The sequence below is a fragment of the Riemerella anatipestifer genome, assembly GCF_009932355.1.
In the GTDB taxonomy this organism is placed as follows: domain Bacteria; phylum Bacteroidota; class Bacteroidia; order Flavobacteriales; family Weeksellaceae; genus Riemerella; species Riemerella anatipestifer_E.
Genome location: NZ_LEKU01000008.1, coordinates 1 through 17044 on the forward strand (window position 1 = coordinate 1; position 17044 = coordinate 17044).

The 17044-nt window shown below is 35.3% G+C and carries 15 protein-coding genes and 4 tRNA genes; 13 read left to right on the forward strand and 6 right to left on the reverse strand.

The window, feature by feature from the left end; translation table 11 throughout:
- Positions 1 to 563 precede the first annotated feature (563 nt).
- From GXW81_RS03085 to GXW81_RS03100, 4 genes are all read left to right on the forward strand, one after another.
- The gene (locus GXW81_RS03085; RefSeq protein ID WP_161531146.1) at positions 564 to 980 is read left to right on the forward strand and encodes a hypothetical protein; all 417 of its coding nucleotides are present in this window, start codon (positions 564 to 566) and stop codon (positions 978 to 980) included.
- On the forward strand, positions 970 to 1608 hold the full coding sequence (locus tag GXW81_RS03090; protein ID WP_161531147.1) for a hypothetical protein: 639 nt from the start codon (positions 970 to 972) through the stop codon (positions 1606 to 1608). Before GXW81_RS03085 ends, GXW81_RS03090 begins: the two co-directional genes overlap by 11 nt.
- A 42-nt stretch (positions 1609 to 1650) precedes the next feature.
- Positions 1651 to 2058: a hypothetical protein gene (locus GXW81_RS03095; RefSeq protein ID WP_161531148.1), complete on the forward strand. Its 408-nt coding sequence runs from the start codon at positions 1651 to 1653 to the stop codon at positions 2056 to 2058.
- A 66-nt stretch (positions 2059 to 2124) separates the two neighbouring features.
- Positions 2125 to 2191, forward strand: a tRNA-Ile gene (locus tag GXW81_RS03100).
- 286 nt (positions 2192 to 2477) lie between these two features.
- Here the strand turns inward: GXW81_RS03100 and GXW81_RS03105 are convergent.
- From GXW81_RS03105 to GXW81_RS03115, 3 genes are all read right to left on the reverse strand, one after another.
- Positions 2478 to 2550: transfer RNA gene (locus GXW81_RS03105), tRNA-Lys, on the reverse strand.
- A 15-nt stretch (positions 2551 to 2565) separates the two neighbouring features.
- Positions 2566 to 2649, reverse strand: a tRNA-Leu gene (locus GXW81_RS03110).
- Between the two features lie 29 nt (positions 2650 to 2678).
- Positions 2679 to 2751: transfer RNA gene (locus tag GXW81_RS03115), tRNA-Lys, on the reverse strand.
- Between the two features lie 97 nt (positions 2752 to 2848).
- Between GXW81_RS03115 and GXW81_RS03120 the strand changes: the two genes are divergently transcribed.
- Positions 2849 to 3376: a shikimate kinase gene (locus GXW81_RS03120; protein ID WP_161531149.1), complete on the forward strand. Its 528-nt coding sequence runs from the start codon at positions 2849 to 2851 to the stop codon at positions 3374 to 3376.
- Here the strand turns inward: GXW81_RS03120 and GXW81_RS03125 are convergent.
- A complete protein-coding gene (locus GXW81_RS03125; RefSeq protein ID WP_161531150.1) occupies positions 3348 to 3782 on the reverse strand; it encodes an RNA-binding S4 domain-containing protein in 435 nt (144 codons plus the stop codon). The two genes, GXW81_RS03120 and GXW81_RS03125, sit on opposite strands and share 29 nt — an antisense overlap.
- A gap of 80 nt (positions 3783 to 3862) precedes the next feature.
- On the opposite strand from GXW81_RS03125, the gene GXW81_RS03130 reads away from it, so the two are divergent.
- Positions 3863 to 4582 carry a hypothetical protein gene (locus GXW81_RS03130; protein WP_161531151.1) on the forward strand — a complete coding sequence of 240 codons (720 nt, stop codon included), beginning with the start codon at positions 3863 to 3865 and terminating at the stop codon, positions 4580 to 4582.
- A 38-nt stretch (positions 4583 to 4620) separates the two neighbouring features.
- Here GXW81_RS03130 and recG read toward each other — a convergent pair whose 3' ends face one another.
- Entirely contained in the window at positions 4621 to 6711 is a 2091-nt protein-coding gene (gene recG / locus GXW81_RS03135) for an ATP-dependent DNA helicase RecG (RefSeq protein WP_161531152.1), read from the reverse strand.
- Positions 6712 to 6828: 117 nt separating this feature from the next.
- On the opposite strand from recG, the gene GXW81_RS03140 reads away from it, so the two are divergent.
- From GXW81_RS03140 to GXW81_RS03155, 4 genes are all read left to right on the forward strand, one after another.
- Positions 6829 to 7773, forward strand: coding sequence for a sulfate/molybdate ABC transporter ATP-binding protein (locus GXW81_RS03140; RefSeq protein ID WP_161531153.1), 945 nt, complete (start codon positions 6829 to 6831; stop codon positions 7771 to 7773).
- 679 nt (positions 7774 to 8452) lie between these two features.
- Positions 8453 to 9103, forward strand: coding sequence for a hypothetical protein (locus tag GXW81_RS03145; protein WP_161531154.1), 651 nt, complete (start codon positions 8453 to 8455; stop codon positions 9101 to 9103).
- Positions 9104 to 9115: 12 nt separating this feature from the next.
- On the forward strand, positions 9116 to 10279 hold the full coding sequence (locus GXW81_RS03150) for a hypothetical protein (protein ID WP_161531155.1): 1164 nt from the start codon (positions 9116 to 9118) through the stop codon (positions 10277 to 10279).
- Between the two features lie 29 nt (positions 10280 to 10308).
- A complete protein-coding gene (locus tag GXW81_RS03155) occupies positions 10309 to 11028 on the forward strand; it encodes a DNA-binding domain-containing protein (RefSeq protein ID WP_161531156.1) in 720 nt (239 codons plus the stop codon).
- 206 nt (positions 11029 to 11234) lie between these two features.
- On the opposite strand, the gene GXW81_RS03160 is transcribed toward GXW81_RS03155, so the two are convergent.
- The gene (locus GXW81_RS03160) at positions 11235 to 12647 is read right to left on the reverse strand and encodes an alkaline phosphatase (RefSeq protein WP_161531157.1); all 1413 of its coding nucleotides are present in this window, start codon (positions 12645 to 12647) and stop codon (positions 11235 to 11237) included.
- 144 nt (positions 12648 to 12791) lie between these two features.
- Between GXW81_RS03160 and GXW81_RS03165 the strand changes: the two genes are divergently transcribed.
- The 3 genes from GXW81_RS03165 to GXW81_RS03175 all read left to right on the forward strand — a co-directional run bounded on the left by GXW81_RS03165 (position 12792) and on the right by GXW81_RS03175 (position 17040).
- Positions 12792 to 14060: a CinA family nicotinamide mononucleotide deamidase-related protein gene (locus tag GXW81_RS03165; RefSeq protein WP_161531158.1), complete on the forward strand. Its 1269-nt coding sequence runs from the start codon at positions 12792 to 12794 to the stop codon at positions 14058 to 14060.
- A gap of 93 nt (positions 14061 to 14153) precedes the next feature.
- On the forward strand, positions 14154 to 16223 hold the full coding sequence (locus GXW81_RS03170) for a M13 family metallopeptidase (RefSeq protein ID WP_161531159.1): 2070 nt from the start codon (positions 14154 to 14156) through the stop codon (positions 16221 to 16223).
- A gap of 97 nt (positions 16224 to 16320) precedes the next feature.
- Positions 16321 to 17040, forward strand: coding sequence for a phosphatidylcholine/phosphatidylserine synthase (locus GXW81_RS03175; RefSeq protein WP_013446836.1), 720 nt, complete (start codon positions 16321 to 16323; stop codon positions 17038 to 17040).
- Positions 17041 to 17044 lie beyond the last annotated feature (4 nt).

The window sequence follows — 17044 nt, forward strand, 5'->3', positions numbered from 1 at the left end:
GGGGGGGAAATGAGCCATATTACAGGAAAAATACTCTTGAAAGAATAAATTATTTGGTTGAAACAATCCAAAAAGAAACTGAGACTATCTTCTTAAATGCAGATATGACTAAAAGACAGAATATAATTGAAGATATATACATTCCCATTTACTTTTAAAATACACAATTCTAAATATTTAATTTAATATGATTTTTAACAAGTTAAACAACCAAGAAATTAAGATTATTTCTATAATTGTCGGAGTTTTGGTAGCTTTATTATTAGGTTACCTATTTGGAGAAACACAATTTTACAATTTTATAGGGCACAGAGTTGATGAAGATTTTGTAGGCAGTACTGTGAAAGTTTTTAAATTTAATTATCTACTCTTCATTTGTGGATTTATTGTAAGTTCTGGTATTACATATTTATTACTTAATAATAAAGTCAAAAACAATCATTAATCCTATGACAAAGAAGTCTTTTGAAATAAGCAGAAAAGGGGAACAGTAGACGGAGATGTAATATCTGGACAAACAAGTTTTACAAGATTAGGATTAAATAAAAGATAAAAAAATAGTTATGGCTAAGAAAATAGTTGGTGAAAGTCAAATTGAAACTAATAAAAGAAAGGCTAAAGAAGCAAATGCTAGACTTGATAAACTTTTTAAAGAACTTTCAAAAGATAAAGAATGGCAAAATTTAATAAATAAAAGAAAAAAGGAAAGAATTATTGAAGCTCAACAGAGTAAAAAAGATAATGATGTACTTAAAAAACTTGAAAAGGAACAGAAACATAGTAATCTTGTAAAACAAAGTCAAGCACAAGAAAAATGGTATTCTGAAGATAAAGAATGGAATAATTTAATAGAGCAAAGAAACAGTCAAGGTTTAAATTTTAATAAAAAATTAGAGTTGTCTGTATATTTTTTGAGTTTTGTTATCCTTGTCCTATTAATCACATTATATTGGATTTTGAAGAAAAAAAATGACAAATAAAATTTCTCATTCCTTACAACATCTTACAGAATTGGGAAACAATCCCTATTCTTTACAGCAACTAGCCTATTGGCTATATGAATATGATGATTTGTATAAGGAAATAAAGGATTTCTCTAAAGAACCTTGTGAGCAATGTAAGGAATTGGAAAAACACAATTTACCTTATGATTGCCTTCAAAAACCAGAATATTGTACAAAACAATTTAATTATTTTAAAGATTTTTATAATAAAATAGACCAATGTATTAGACTTCAAGAGTATGAAAATCACTGTAAAAAAGCATTAGAAAAATATCAACTTATCAAGGAAGATGACACCCAATTAAAGCAATGGATTATTGAATATTTTGATATTGGTTATTGTAAGTTGGCTGGATTCTATTTTGATTATTTAGATTATAGTGTAGAACCAGAAAAAGAAAAACATTTACATATTGCTAATTCTCCAAATAATGACTTTGGAGTAAGCATTGATAGAAAATACTATGAAAGTATGATTGAGTTTGACGAAATATTTACCCACCTTTATTTTGAAAGAAAACTGTATCCCGAAAAGATAAAGGAAATGGAAGAAGAAATGAATAAGATAGTATTTCCAATGCTGCCTATTCCAAAAATTAGATAATTGCCACCCTTAAAGGTGGTTTTTTTATACCATTAAAAACTAATGAAAAATGAAATATACAAGCACTTAAAATTTAAGATAGGTGAAGAATCCCATAAATATGAATTTAGACTATTTCCAGAAGATGATTATTGTTGTAAAAGATACTGTTATGATGTATATCTTTTTGACAAAGAAAAAGACGAGAATCTATTTGGCTTAATGGTAAAAAAAATACTGTTTTATTACAATGCTGATATTTTAACCAAAATAGATTACTACTTCAACCCTAAATTACTAATACAATTAAAGGTATGGATAAGTCAGTTTTTAGGTTCTCCTTACAGAGAAATTAAAGAGGATAACATTCATTCATTTTCCTGGTATATTGGAAATCATTATATGATTTTAAAAGTTCAAAAGAATGAAAAAACAATGATATTAAGCCATCAGAAAAGGAAGAATATTTAGTAAAAAGGCATACTTTTGGGCATACATATATAAATCTATGTATAGTTAAACTATTATAATTATATAATGCTCAGTTGGTTAGAGGCAGGGATTGATAATCCCAGTGTCCCTGGTTCGAGCCCAGGTGGGACCACATATAAAGCACCAATAATTAGTTGGTGCTTTTTTAATTCCCGTTAATTCCAGAAAATCAGGTTTTTATACATTATCTTCTAACATTTTCACCTTACTTCTATTATCAAACCTTGTCTAAAAAGGCATACAATTAGGCTACTCATTATTAATTTTAGGTTACCCACTTTTTACTAAGTCTACAAACATATACGAAAACCAAAAGTCTCCTTATAATAAACAAGGAGACTTCTGAACACCAAATCACAAAATATTAATATGAAAAAAATTTACTTTTCAGCAAATTGTGACTCGGCTGGGATTCGAACCCAGGACCCATACATTAAAAGTGTATTGCTCTACCAGCTGAGCTACCGAGTCTAAATTTTTTCTGTGTGCCTGCGACTGGACTCGAACCAGCACATCCTTAAGGATACCACCCCCTCAAGATGGCGTGTCTACCAATTTCACCACACAGGCAAAAATCTTTTATTAAGATTTTTATCTTGTGACTCGGCTGGGATTCGAACCCAGGACCCATACATTAAAAGTGTATTGCTCTACCAGCTGAGCTACCGAGTCATTTGAGTTAGGATAATTCCGTTCTCAAAAGTGGTGCAAAGATACGGCTTTTTTTGTTTTCTCAAAATTTTTCTGCAATTTTGTTTAAAAATAAATCATGATTATTTCTCTAATAGGCTACATGGGAAGTGGTAAATCACTAATTTCCAAAAAATTATCAGAAAAAATAAATTTTAATTTATTAGACCTAGATAAGGTAATTTCTGAGCAAGAAATGAGAGAAATCCCTCAAATTTTTAAAGAAAAGGGGGAAATTTATTTCAGAAAAAGAGAAAAAGAAACCTTAGAACACCTACTCAACACTCAAAAATCTACCGTCCTTAGTTTGGGAGGTGGCACACCTGTTTATTATAATAACATAGATACCATTAACGCCCTTTCTGAAAGTATTTATCTAAGAACTTCTGTGAAAAACCTTCATAAAAGGTTAATAAAAGAAAAAAGCAGCCGACCACTTATCGCTCATATAAAAGACAGTGACCAACTGCTAGAATTTATTGCAAAACACTTGTTTGAAAGACAAACCTACTACTCCAAAGCAAAATATATCATAGATACTGATGATAAAGCTCCCGACGAAATCGCGGATGAAATTATTAGTCTTCTAAATCTTCATCATCATTAAAGAAAGCTTCCCAATCGTCTTCATCGAAGAAAGTCTCATCGTCTGTATTGATAAATTCGGTCATATCTCTACGGTCTTTTTTAGTAGGTCTTCCCTCTCCTTTTTGACGATAGTAGTCCTGTGATAATTTTCGCATTTTTAGAATTTCGTATTGCTCTTTATCCGTCATATCTTTGATATGAAGTGGAACTAACTTAGCCCCTATCCTACTTTTAGGAATTTGAATTACCTTTATTTTATAATCAATTTGATTTTTTCTAATTTTAATTATATCGCCCTCCATTACTTCTCTAGAAGGCTTTGCAACTTGCTCTCCCACCGAAACTCTATTCTTTTTTATTTCTTCTGCCGCAATACTTCTTGTCTTAAAAAACCTCACACTCCACAAAAATTTATCTATTCTCATATTTTATTTATATTTTTGTCGTTACTAAAAAATAAAATCGCAATTTAAGAAAATTGCTTATTAAGCAAAAAGATATTCTAATGAAAAAAAGCATTGCACTCAGCCTTTTGGCTATAGGACTTACCGCTACCTCTTGCAAAAGAGATACTACCACTACTACCACTACAACAGTAGATATTAGTGTACAAAACGATTATGATGCACAAGCCATTCAGCAATTTCTAAAGGACAATTATTTTGATTCTAGAGGAAATATTGTGGCTTTCGACTCTAGTAGTACAACCGATGATAATGAGAAGCCTTTATCTGATTATAATCCTCAAACTTTAGAATCTGGAGTGGTATACATTGTAAGACCAAACGCACAACCTGACAATGGCACTACTATAGGTGCTACAGACAACATAAGCCTAATGCATAAGACAATGACCTATGTTGCTACTAAAGAAAATGAAAGTGTAAAACTCAGAAGTCCGTATACTTTCTACAACACTATTAGCGGTACAGGGACACCACAGGAAGACCCTTCTTTCTATTATGTTAAAAACTCGGTACTAACAAGTAGCGGAAAGACTAGAAGTTACTACGAAATAGAAGGTTTCCAAGAGGCTTTGAAATATTTTAAAAGTTTTAATCAAGGAGCTGAAACAGATTACAACTTACAAGGAGTAATTATAGTGCCATCAAAAGCGGCTTTTGCTAGAGATGCTCATTTTAATTATGCTGGTTACTCTTTAAACGACAGAACTTTTGTATTCAACTTCCAAGTTTATAAAACTTCTGCTAGAACTAGCGATTAATTTTACAAGAAATAAAACACTTAATACTTGGGGAAAAATCAACTAATTTTTCCCCATTTGTTTTTACCCTTATATTGCTTCATGTAGTAATTTCTTAATTGAGCGTGTGCTGGGTGAGTTAAATTAGGGTCGCTTTGCACCAATAAGGTTACTATTTTCTGTGCTACTTTAATTACCGAAGCATCTTTAGTTAAATCCAACTTTTTAAAATCTACAATACCACTTTGCTGAGTTCCCAATATATCCCCAGGACCTCTAAGTTGCATATCTACCTCCGAGATTTTAAATCCATCATTAGTTTCGCACATCGTTTTAATTCGTTTCCGCCCTTCCGTAGATAGTTTATCCGAGGTCATCAAAATACAATAGCTCTGCTCTGCCCCTCGCCCCACTCTACCTCTAAGCTGATGCAACTGTGAAAGCCCAAACCTTTCGGCACTTTCTATTACCATTACCGAAGCATTGGGTACATTAACCCCAACTTCTATAACCGTAGTAGCTACCATAATTTGAGCCTTACCTAAAGCAAAATAGTTCATCGCTTCATCTTTTTCGTGAGGTTTCATTTTGCCGTGTAGCATCGTAACTTCGTAATCTTTAAAATAGTCTAGCACTATCTCAAAGCCTTCCATCAGATTTTTATAGTCTAAAGTTTCAGATTCTTCTATTAGTGGATACACAAAATAAATTTGTCTTCCCTTTTGGATTTCTTCCTTTGCGAACTGATAAACCGAGAGCCTGTCTTTTTCTCTCCTATGAGCTGTAATGATAGGCTTTCTCCCCGTCGGCAACTCATCTATTACCGAAACATCTAAATCTGAATAAAAACTCATCGCTAAAGTTCTAGGGATAGGCGTTGCCGTCATAATTAAAATATGCGGTGGAATTTTATTTTTAGACCAAAGTTTCGCTCTTTGTGCCACCCCAAAACGATGTTGCTCGTCTATGATGCCTAAGCCCAAATTTTTAAACTTAACGGAATCTTCTAATATTGCGTGAGTTCCTACCAAGATAGACAACCTCCCAGACTCTAATCCTTCGTGAATATCTTTCCGTTCCGATTTTTTTGTAGAGCCTGTTAAAAGTCTTACTTCGATGCCTGTTCCTTCTAAAAGTTGAGCTATGCTATTATAATGTTGTTGAGCCAAAATTTCCGTAGGAGCCATAAGACACGCCTGTGTCCCATTATCCAACGCCAATAGCATTGAAAGCAACGCCACCATAGTTTTACCCGAACCTACATCGCCCTGCAAAAGCCTGTTCATTTGGATAGGCTTTTTCATATCATTCCTGATTTCTTTTAGGACTCGTTTTTGGGCATTAGTGAGTTCAAAAGGTAATTTATTTTGATAAAAATTATTAAAATAATCTCCTACTAGCGGAAAGGGAATTCCTACATTGGATACTTTTTGATATTGTTTTTTAAGACCATACCCTAGCTGAAAGAAAAAAGCTTCCTCAAATTTCAGTCGTTTATTAGCCTCATCTATCCAATTTATATTTTGAGGAAAATGGATATTTTGATAAGCCTCTCTTCTACCAATTAGTTTAAGCGAACTAAGAATATTACTCGGTAAATTTTCTTCTAAAAAGAAAGAAGTCTGTTTAATAACTTCCCTGATGATGGTTTGGAAAAATTTGTTATTAACCCCTCTTTTAATGAGCTTTTCACTCCCTGAATAGATGGGTAATAGAGTTTCTGACAAGGCTTTTTTCTCGTCCAGCTCTATCTCTGGATGAGGCATAGAAAAAACTCCATTAAACCAATTGACCTTACCAAAAATAAATACTTCTTTATTGATAGGCATCTGCTCCACCATCCATTTGGTATATCTAAACCAAACCAGTTCTATCATGCCTGTTTCATCGTAGAATTTTGCAGACAATCGTTTTTGTCCCTTACCATAAACCACCTCCTGCAATTCCCTTATCTTACCCTTTAATTGCATCTCTACATCTGCCTCTTTCTGCAAATCTGCTACTTTATACAATCGGCTTTTATCTAAATATCTTATTGGATAGAATGTAAGCAAGTCTTCCACCGTACTTATTCCCAGCAGATTTTTGATGAGTTTTGCCCGCTCTGGACCTACTCCTTTAAGGTATTCTATGGAAGTTTCTAAAGTCAATTACAAGAAAACTATTAGACCGCTAAAATAGGAGTTTTGAAACTAATATAAAATTTCAACACTCAAAAACCTACAATAACCTCATCTCCGAAGGTAAAAATCCTTACTTTTGCCCTTATGTTTTTAGAAATAAAGAATCTATCTTTTTCGTACCATTCGGAACGCTCTATTTTCACTAATTTCAATTGGAGTTTTGAGAAAGGGAAAATTATTGCCATAGCTGGAGAAAGCGGTTGTGGAAAATCAACCCTCCTAAGCCTTATCTATGGTCTTATGGATTGGCAAGAAGGGCATATCTATTTTGAAGGCAAACCCTTATTTGGTCCAAAAGCCAACATCGTCCCTGGTGAAAAAGAAATGAAACTGGTGGCTCAAAACTACGATTTGATGCCTTACGGAACGGTGTATGATAATGTAGGTAAATTTATTTCTAACATCAATCTTGAAGAGAAAAAGAACAAAGTCAATCAACTTTTGGACATTGTGGGTCTTAGTAATGAAATAGATAAAAAGCCCAAATTCCTAAGCGGTGGACAGCAACAGAGAGTTGCCATTGCAAGAGCCCTTTCTCTATTACCGAAACTCTTACTACTAGACGAACCTTTCAGTAATCTAGATGTTTCTAGAACGATAGATATTAGAAAAAAGCTGTTTAATTATGTTAAAGAACAAAACATCACGCTTCTAATCTCTACCCACGATTTACAGGAAGTGATGCCTTGGTTAGACGAAATTTTAATTTTAAAAGATGGGCAAATTGTTCAAAATGGCACACCAAAAGAGTTATATAAAAACCCTAACAACAGCTATGTTGCCAAATTATTTGGAGAAGTAAATATCCTAACCGAACAAGAGAAAGAACTCCTACAATGTTCTAAAAACTTCTATTATCCTAACGAAATCAAAGAATCCCCAAACGGAACATACACTGCCACAGTGCTAGAAAGTAGATTTTCTGGAGGATTCTATTGGAACAAAATTGATATTATGAATGTAGAACTCATTATGTACTCCGAAGCAGAATTAACTGCAAAAAAAATCAGTGTGAGTCTAGATTTTTAGTTTAGCTAGAATAGACAGGTAAATAGTGTAGCCAAATCTGTCCCCTTTTAGCTCCTCTTTCAATAATCAATTAGAAGTGGGTATCATTAAAATTTCTCTTAAAAATTTGCATACTTCCTTAAAAGGTAATAAGTTTGCTTCAGTTTTATGACACACGATACCAATTACATACAAACAAGTATAAAAAAGTTACAAGATTATTTGGCTATCTCAAATAATTTCGTAAACACACACACACACACACACACACACACACACACAAATAGTTTCGTGGGTATGCGTCGTATTATCTAGAAAATTACTTCAACTTTTATCGTTAATTATAAATATAATTCCACCAACTTTCGTTGGCGGATTTTTTCGTTTATACCATTCTAAATTTAGCTTTCATAAATACATGCTAAAAGCACCATTGTTTTGTCTCATAACATGGTCGTTTTTGTTAGGTGCTTTTAGCGTTCAGAGAGGGAGTTTTTACTTTCTTTCTGCTTTAGCCTTTCCTCTCGTTTTGTGTGTGTTTAGAGGGGAAAGGCGTTTTTTTAGGTTAGAGGTGAGATATGAGAGGTTAGAACTTAGTATAGCCTCATCAACCCTTAAGCCCAACATCCAACCTCTAAAATCCAATATCTAACATCTATAATCTTAAACAATTAAATATCAATTTTTAAAATTAAACATTATGAAAAAAACAACCAAACTAAGTGTAGGTGCCTTTTTAGGTCTAAGTCTAATAGCTTACGGACAAACCGAGGGTAAAGTGGGGATTAACACCTCATCTCCCAATGCTACTTTAGAGATAAAACCCAATACAACTAACTTGTTAGGCGCAACTAACGAGGGTATTATTGTGCCTAAGTTATCTAAAACAAGAGTCGCTAAAATGCCTTCCCCTCAAGAGGGAACATTAGTCTATGTAGTAGATGATGCCAATGCAGAAGATGGAGGTGGCACAATAGCGTCTTACACTGGTACCGATGCTAGAGTAACAGATATTACAGAAAAGGGGTATTACTTTTATAATGGGACTAAATGGGTTAGACCAGCCATTGCCACAGAAACAAAATCTTTCACACGAAATTATAGGGAAGACGATAACCCTATTCCAACTATAAAAGATGACGATTATTTTGTCTATTTAACTAATCCTAGCAGTTTAACTTTGCCTACTCCTACTACAGATAATAAAGGAAGAATGTTATGTTTCTTTAGCCCTGAAAATGATGTTTCTATTTCCCCACAACCTATAGGGCAACAACAATCTTTAACAGCAGGTTACTCTTCTTGTTATATATCCACAGGAACAAAATGGCTCAATACAACAGGTCTTTAATTTTATATTATTATGAAAAAACAAATATTCATATTAGTGGCATTAAGTATCAATATTTTATCTTATGCTCAAATTAAGACGAACAAAACAGTATCTCAAAATGTAATTCCTAATCAGACTGCTTTTTTAGACGCTTCGTCCACCCCTCAATGGAATACCTCCACCAACATAGGAAAAGGGTTAGTTTTTCCGAGAACAGATTTAACCCAACTCAATACCTTAATTGCAACTCCAAATGGAGTTTCTTTAGCTTACCCTAACCGTTTAGACGGTATGATAGTATATAATACAGCAACGGGTAAATCTGCTATCGGTAATGTAGATGTTACCTTAGGATTTTACTACTATGAAAATAAAAGCAACACGCTTAGTGGGGGTACATGGAAGCCTCTAGGAGGAACCTCTCCAGTAACTACCAATATCTATACTGCAGACGGCACACTAGCAGGTAACAGAACGGTAACTCTAGGGACTAATAATCTTTCGTTTATGGGAGATGGCAATGTAGGGATAGGCACCCAAAGCCCATCGCAAAAACTAGAGGTCAATGGCAATGCCAAAATCAACCAAATGACTGATGCTACCTCATTGGAAAACGAATATACTAAAGCCGTAGTTGCAAAACCCGATGGCACATTAGGAGTAGTAAGTAGAACCAACCCTACAATACCAAACAATGTAGAAGTAGTTTATGGTAATGCACCTATTGAAACGGATATTATGCCCAATGAAACTTTTTACTCTATACAACAGAGTGCTGGCGTGCGTAGTTGGGGGTTACACCGATATTCAGGTCAATCTATTACCTTACCTCCGGGTAAATGGGCTATTTATTGTGCTTATTTAGTTACTGCCGCTCCTGCAGCAGTACTTTTGCCTACGGGAAGTTCTGTTTGGGTTAGAGCGAGTATAGATGAAACCATGGAAGAAGGTGCTTATAAAACAGCGGTTATACCCGGGTCGCCTACATTAATTTCGTGTTCCTTTAATTCCGGAGACTTATATCAAGTAGCTTCTGGTGTTTGGTTGGTAGACAATAATACCAATGCCGAAAAGACTTATTATGTAAAAATATCTTTACAACCTAATGGACTATTCAAAAGTACCGATACTCAACGGCTGGCCAATTTATCCAAATGGGCAGAAGATTACATTTTTGCTTTAAAAAGAAACTAGTTTAACTATCTAAATAAAACATCAATATTATGAATACACTAAAAGCGTGGTTGCGTCCCAACCTATTGACTAAAGATGACCCTAATGATTTTGTAGCCGTGCCTCTCTTAGGCGGTAGCCTTGGCATTACAGAAATCGTAAATGCCCTCAAAAAAGAGGGTATGGAGATACAGACTGAAACTGCGGTAGATATTATCACTCGTTTTAACCGTAAAGCCTCAGAACTGGTGTTGAATGGATATAGCGTGAATACAGGACTGGTATATATGCGTCCTGCCATTAAGGGCGTATTTTACGACAAAACTTGGGATAAAGAGAAACACTCCGTTTATGTGAATGTAAACCAAGGTTTAGATCTTAGAAAAGCGGTAGCAGACACTAAAGTAGAAATCCTAGGCGAACAATCCAGCCCAATGAGTGTATTCAGCATTACCGACAAAGCCACAAGCAAAGCAGACGGCACACTTACCAAAGGCAAAAATGCGGAAATCAAAGGTACTTACATTAAAATAGATGGCGACAATCTTAAAAACGGTATCGTCTTTAAAAACTTAGACAACCAAAACGAAGTGAAACTCTTAGCCGAGCATATTGTGCTTAACGAGCCGTCAAGATTACTCATTCTCGTTCCTGCAAATTTAGAAGCAGGAAATTATGAACTCAGCATTACCACGCAATACAGCAATGGTAAAACAGTACTTAAAGAGCCAAGAACAGAGGTATTATCTACTCCTATAGTGATTGGTTAATTAAAAAAAGGAACACAAATTTGTGTTCCTTTTTTTAGCAGTTCGCCTCTGCTCGTACGAGCAGAGGCGAACTGTCTTATCTAGCAGAGGTGTTCTGCTTTACCGAGCAGAACACCTCTGACAATATAGGCACACCATAAGTGACATTCTATACAAAAGCCTCCAAATAATTTTGGAGGCTTTTGTATTATTAAATCAAAACACCACTAAAACTTATTTTCTACTTCAGCAGCGTCTAGTAAGAATGTGTGTATATCTGTATTTCTCATCAGCGGTTTTAGGCGTTCGCTTCCTGGTCCAAACATCGCAAGTTCTGTATAGTCCGAAGAGTGGTCCATACTTATCCAACCTACGGAAGTATAGTCTTTTTGCATCTCAGAAAGGAGCTTAAACGGCAAATGGCGAGGATTATACAAACCATCTTCTTGCTTTGCCGTAGAATAGTAAGATAATAGCTGTTTCACTTGGTCATCAGATAAAACCATATTACCACAAGCCTTCGCTACTCGTTCTTTAACAAAAGAAATAGAACTATCAGGCTTTATGCCTTGTAGTACCCACTCATTAGAGTTTTTAAAGTTTTGTATATGGTCAAAATTATCATTACAAGTTTTACCATAGATAAGCCCTGGGTTGGCGTTTCCGTGGTCAGAAGTAATTACCACCAAAGTATTACCGTCTTTCTTTGCAAAATCTATAGCTACCTTTACTGCTTCATCAAAAGCCAATTGGTCATAAAGCAGAGCCGCAATATCATTACCGTGTGCTGCCCAGTCTACCTTGCCACCTTCTACTTGCATTACAAAGCCTTTAGGGTGGTCTTTCATCTGCGAAATAGCCTTCTCCGTCATCTCTGCCAAAGTAGGGATATTGGCTTTCATTTTATCACAACTATTGTGGTCTACGGTATACGGCAACGCTTCCTCATCAAAAGTACCCAAAATAGGCTTATTTTTAGGAGCTGATAACATTTCTGTTTTGTTTTTCACCACTGTATAACCTTTAGAACGGAACTTAGCATCTAAATCTACAGCGTCTTTCCTCTTGTCTGCTTCAAAATATTTAGCCCCACCTCCCATCATCACATCAAAACCTAAATCTAAATAATCTACCGCAATATCATCCATCGCACTTCTCTTTTTAGAAGTTACACTAAACCCTGCTGGCGTAGCGTGGTTGATAGGAACTGTAGTTACACAACCTACCTTTTTACCTGCTTTTTTAAACTTTTGGAGTATCGGCATATTTTCTTTTCCATCTGGGCTAATGTTAAGGCTTCCGTTATTTACACGAGCACCTCCTCCCCACGAAGAGCTTGCCGCCGCAGAATCGGTAACAATGGAGTTAGCAGATGCCATATCCATCATTGCTCTTTGTACTAAATTATTTTCATACAAACCTAGCCAGTGAGAAGCTCTACCTAGTTTTCTCCTAGAGTAAATATCCGCCATATGTAGTGTCCCCACGCTCATACCATCACTCACCATAAAGATGATATTCTTAGCTTTTTTCCCTCCAAATTCTTCTTTTATCGTATTGGCTTTTAAACCAAACGGACTGATAAGCATACTTCCTAAAGCTGCTATAGACCCGCTCTTTAAAAAATCTCTTCTTTTCATTTCTTAAAACCTTATGGAAAGCAAATATAGGATTTATATCTTAATACCATTGTAAACTTAAAGTTAAAAAATAGCATAGCTTATATTTTTAATTTTTGGTTTCATATTTTACTAAATTTGTTTCTATTATTAAAATGTTAAATCATGAGCATAACAAACGCTGCAATCATTATAATAGGTGATGAAGTTTTAGCTGGAAACACCATTGATACCAATTCTAACTTTATTGCTAAAGAACTTCATAATATAGGGATTAAAGTCGCCGAAATCTTTACCATTTCAGATGATACCGACTGCATTAAACAGGCTTTAAACGATGCCTTCAAAATCACCAACCTCGTGATAACCACAGGCGGTCTAGGACCTACCAAAGACGACAAAACGAAAAAAGCCATTGCTCATTTTTTTGATGATAACCTCATCACAGACCCCGAAACTTTGGCTCATCTGGAACAAATTTTAATCAAACGAAACAGAGCTCATCTCTTTGATATTAACCGTCCACAGGCAGAAATCCCCTCAAAAGCCAAAGTCATACAAAATCATAACGGTACCGCCCCTTGCTTAATGATGGAAGAAAACGGCAAGATGGTCTTTGTTCTCCCTGGTGTACCTTATGAAGTAAAACCATTAATTAAAGACCAAATCATTCCGCTACTAGCTGAAAGGTTTTCTTTATCACATATAGTAGTAAAAATCATCTCCGTGGTTGATTTCCCCGAAAGTCTTTTAGCCCAGACCATAGAAGATTGGGAAAACCATCTGCCCGAAAATATCAAACTAGCCTACCTCCCCATAGGAAACAGAGTAAAGCTAAAACTTACCGCTATTGGGAGTAACAAAACAGATTTAGAATCCCAACTCAACCAAATTATAGAACCGTTAAAACCTTTAATCCAAGACAAAGTCATTTCTTGGGATAATGAGGATATAGCGTCTATCCTTAAATTCATTCTTACCAAAAGAGGACTTTGCATCTCTTCTGCCGAAAGCTGTACTGGCGGTGGTATTTCAAGGTTAATCACCTCTATATCGGGAAGTTCCGCCTATTTTCAAGGAGGCATTACTGCCTATGCAGTCAATCAAAAAATCAATATCTTAAAAGTTCCCGAACAACTGATAAACCAACACACGGTAGTTTCGGAGCAAGTAGCCGAAGCGATGGCGATAGGTTGTCAAGAGTTGTTTAAAACAGATATTTCTATCTCTACCACAGGCGTTGCAGGTCCACAAACCGACCAATATCAAAATGAAATAGGCTCTGTGTATTATTCTGTAAGAGTAAAAAACAAAAGTTATAACTATCATTTGCACCTGCCTCATTTGGATAGAGAGGATTTTATGAACTTCGTTTCTCAAAGAGTTTTACAGTCTGTTGTGGAAGTTCTTGTTTTTAATCCAAACGAATCTTAAACATTTTTAGCAAAAAAATTGTAGATTTGTGGAATCAGTCTAAAAACTGTTGTAAAATAAGTTAAAAATAAACGATAAAAATATCTATTCAAAATGAAGAAAATTACATTAAGCCTATTGGCTCTTTCTGGAGCGTTAGCTTTTCAGTCTTGCTCTGTGAATAAGAAAGTGGCTCAAGTAGATCACGCTGCTCATGCAGGACATCAGCACGAAGAACATGGGATTAGCCTAGAATATATGGACACTAATGTTCGCCCTCAAGACGATTTTTATAATTTCGTAAACGGTGGTTGGATGCGTACGGCGGTTATTCCTTCGGATAAAGCTTCTTGGGGAAGTTTCAACGAATTGCGTGAAAAAACAGACGAGGCGTCTCTTACCATTCTTAAAAATATCCTTTCTGAAACCTATGCTGAAGGTACAGAAGGTAAAAAAATACAAACCCTCTACGCTTCTTTTATGAATATGGATAAAAGAAACGCAGAAGGCATCAACCCTATCAAAAATGATTTAGCTAAAATTGATGCTATCAAAAACTTAGCAGATTTACAAACTTATCTTACTGCGGCTGTTCGCACAGGAGATAATCCTCTTTACAGTTGGTACGCCTATACCGACCTTAAAAACTCTAAGATGAACACCATCTATCTAGGTGGACCTCGTCTAGGGTTAGGAAGAGATTACTACCAAAAAGAGAATGCAGAAAACACAAAAACACTCAATGAATATCAAAAGTATGTGGCTTCTCTATTAGATGTTTTAGGATATAAAAACTCTAACGATACCGCTAAAAAAATAGTAGATTTAGAGAAAACAATGGCAAAAACGCTACTTACCAACGAGGAAGGTAGAGATGCTAACAAGCGTTACAACCCTAAAAACACTTCTGAATTGCCAAGTTTAGTAAAAAATGTAAATCTTTCTACTTATCTTAAAGAGGCTGGTGTAAACACAGATAGAGTCATTTTAGGAGAGCTAGGTTATTATCAGAACTTAGATAAATTCATCAACAATGCTAATCTGCCTCTAATTAAAGATTATCTTAAATTAAGATTACTTTCTAGCAATGCGGATAATTTAGATAAGAGATTAGACGACATCAGCTTCAATTTTTATAGCAAATACCTTCAAGGTCAAAAGGAGCAAAGAGCTATGGAAAAGAGAGGACTTAGCCTCATCAATGGTGTTCTTGGCGAAGCCTTCGGTAAGCTGTATGTAGATAAGTATTTCCCTGCTGAAGCTAAAACAGAAATGGAAACGCTTATCAGCTACCTTAAAAAGTCTTATCACCAGCACATAGAAAACCTAGATTGGATGTCTGCTGAAACTAAAGTTAAAGCGTTAGACAAACTAAATAAATTTACTGTAAAAGTAGCTTATCCAGACAAATGGGAAGACTATTCTAAACTTAACTTCAATAACGGTTCTTCTCTTTATGAGAACTTAAAGCAGGTATCGCTTTGGGCTTACGAAAAAACTTTAGCCGAAAAAGTGAATAAACCTGTGGACAAATCTAAATGGGGAATGACACCGCAAACCGTAAACGCTTACTATAACCCAACCAACAACGAGATTGTATTCCCGGCAGCGATATTGCAACCGCCATTCTTCAACTTTAAGGCAGACCCTGCGGTTAATTTTGGAGGTATTGGTGCAGTAATCGGTCACGAAATTTCTCACGGATTTGATGATGGTGGTTCTCGTTTTGATGGTGATGGAAACCTTAGCAACTGGTGGACAGATGCAGACCGTAAAAACTTTGATATCAAAGTAAAACAGCTGGCAGACCAATACAGCAAGTACGAGCCTGTAAAAGGAAGTTTCGTAAATGGAGTCTTCACTAGTGGAGAAAACATTGCAGACTTAGGTGGTGTAGCCATTGCTTACGACGCGTTAAAAATGTATCTTAAAGATAAAGGTAACCCAGGGGAAATCAGTGGTTATAACCAAGACCAAAGATTCTTTTTGAGCTGGGCAACTGTATGGAGAACTAAATCTACCGAGCAATATATGATTAACCAAGTAAAAACTGACCCACACTCTCCAGGTTACTTCCGTAGTTTTGGACCGTTGGTAAATGTAGATGCTTGGTATGATGCCTTTAAAGTAGAAGCAAAAGACAAACACTACAAAAAACCAGAGGATAGAATTAAAATCTGGTAATAAAGTTTACAAAACGATGAGTGGGGCTACCTTAAGAGGGTAGCCTCATTTTTATTTCTTAAAAGACACCTTCAAAAGAAATCCTTATCTTTGCTCTATGAATTTTATTAAAAATAATCTCGCTAATGCCTTTACTTTAGGCAATTTGTTTTCGGGGTGCGTAGGAGCTATCCATTTAGTTAACGGAGCTTACGAAATTACCGCTATATGCATCATTATTTCTTTAGTATTAGATTTTTTTGACGGATTTATAGCCCGTGCCTTACACGCCAATTCGCCTTTGGGTGTTCAGCTAGATTCTTTGGCAGACATGGTAAGTTTTGGGCTAATACCAGGGTTGGCAATGTATAAACTCCTAGAACCTTATGGCGTAAACATTGGCAGTTTTGCCTTTCCATTTGAAATAAAATACTTGGGGCTTTTCATTACCCTATTCTCTTGTCTAAGACTGGCTATTTTCAACATTGATGAAGAACAGAAATACTATTTCAAAGGACTAAATACACCTAGTAATACCGTTTTAATTTTCGGTATTTACTATATCGTAGCTAATGTATTTTCGTTAAAAATATTAGAGCCACCTCACTACGGTTGGGGACTTTTAGCTTTAACTGCACTTAGCTCGTGGCTGCTAGTTAGTCCTATTAAAATGATAGCAATGAAGTTTAAATCTAAAAAACTAAGTGATAATTACCCTAAAATAGCCTTATTAGTAGGCGGGTTACTCATTCTAGCATTCTTTAAAATATATGCCATTCCTTTAATTGTAGTGTATTATATTTTAGTTTCTTTAATATTTCAAAAACAACTCAACTAATTTT

Excerpts from the sequence above, each read along its gene's own strand:
- GXW81_RS03085 (WP_161531146.1), top strand. The coding sequence starts at position 564 with ATGGCTAAGAAAATAGTTGGTGAAAGTCAAATTGAAACTAATAAAAGA.
- GXW81_RS03090 (WP_161531147.1), top strand. The coding sequence starts at position 970 with ATGACAAATAAAATTTCTCATTCCTTACAACATCTTACAGAATTGGGA.
- GXW81_RS03095 (WP_161531148.1), top strand. The coding sequence starts at position 1,651 with ATGAAAAATGAAATATACAAGCACTTAAAATTTAAGATAGGTGAAGAA.
- GXW81_RS03120 (WP_161531149.1), top strand. The coding sequence starts at position 2,849 with ATGATTATTTCTCTAATAGGCTACATGGGAAGTGGTAAATCACTAATT.
- GXW81_RS03125 (WP_161531150.1), bottom strand. The coding sequence starts at position 3,782 with ATGAGAATAGATAAATTTTTGTGGAGTGTGAGGTTTTTTAAGACAAGA.
- GXW81_RS03130 (WP_161531151.1), top strand. The coding sequence starts at position 3,863 with ATGAAAAAAAGCATTGCACTCAGCCTTTTGGCTATAGGACTTACCGCT.
- GXW81_RS03140 (WP_161531153.1), top strand. The coding sequence starts at position 6,829 with ATGTTTTTAGAAATAAAGAATCTATCTTTTTCGTACCATTCGGAACGC.
- GXW81_RS03145 (WP_161531154.1), top strand. The coding sequence starts at position 8,453 with ATGAAAAAAACAACCAAACTAAGTGTAGGTGCCTTTTTAGGTCTAAGT.
- GXW81_RS03150 (WP_161531155.1), top strand. The coding sequence starts at position 9,116 with ATGAAAAAACAAATATTCATATTAGTGGCATTAAGTATCAATATTTTA.
- GXW81_RS03155 (WP_161531156.1), top strand. The coding sequence starts at position 10,309 with ATGAATACACTAAAAGCGTGGTTGCGTCCCAACCTATTGACTAAAGAT.
- GXW81_RS03160 (WP_161531157.1), bottom strand. The coding sequence starts at position 12,647 with ATGAAAAGAAGAGATTTTTTAAAGAGCGGGTCTATAGCAGCTTTAGGA.
- GXW81_RS03165 (WP_161531158.1), top strand. The coding sequence starts at position 12,792 with ATGAGCATAACAAACGCTGCAATCATTATAATAGGTGATGAAGTTTTA.
- GXW81_RS03170 (WP_161531159.1), top strand. The coding sequence starts at position 14,154 with ATGAAGAAAATTACATTAAGCCTATTGGCTCTTTCTGGAGCGTTAGCT.
- GXW81_RS03175 (WP_013446836.1), top strand. The coding sequence starts at position 16,321 with ATGAATTTTATTAAAAATAATCTCGCTAATGCCTTTACTTTAGGCAAT.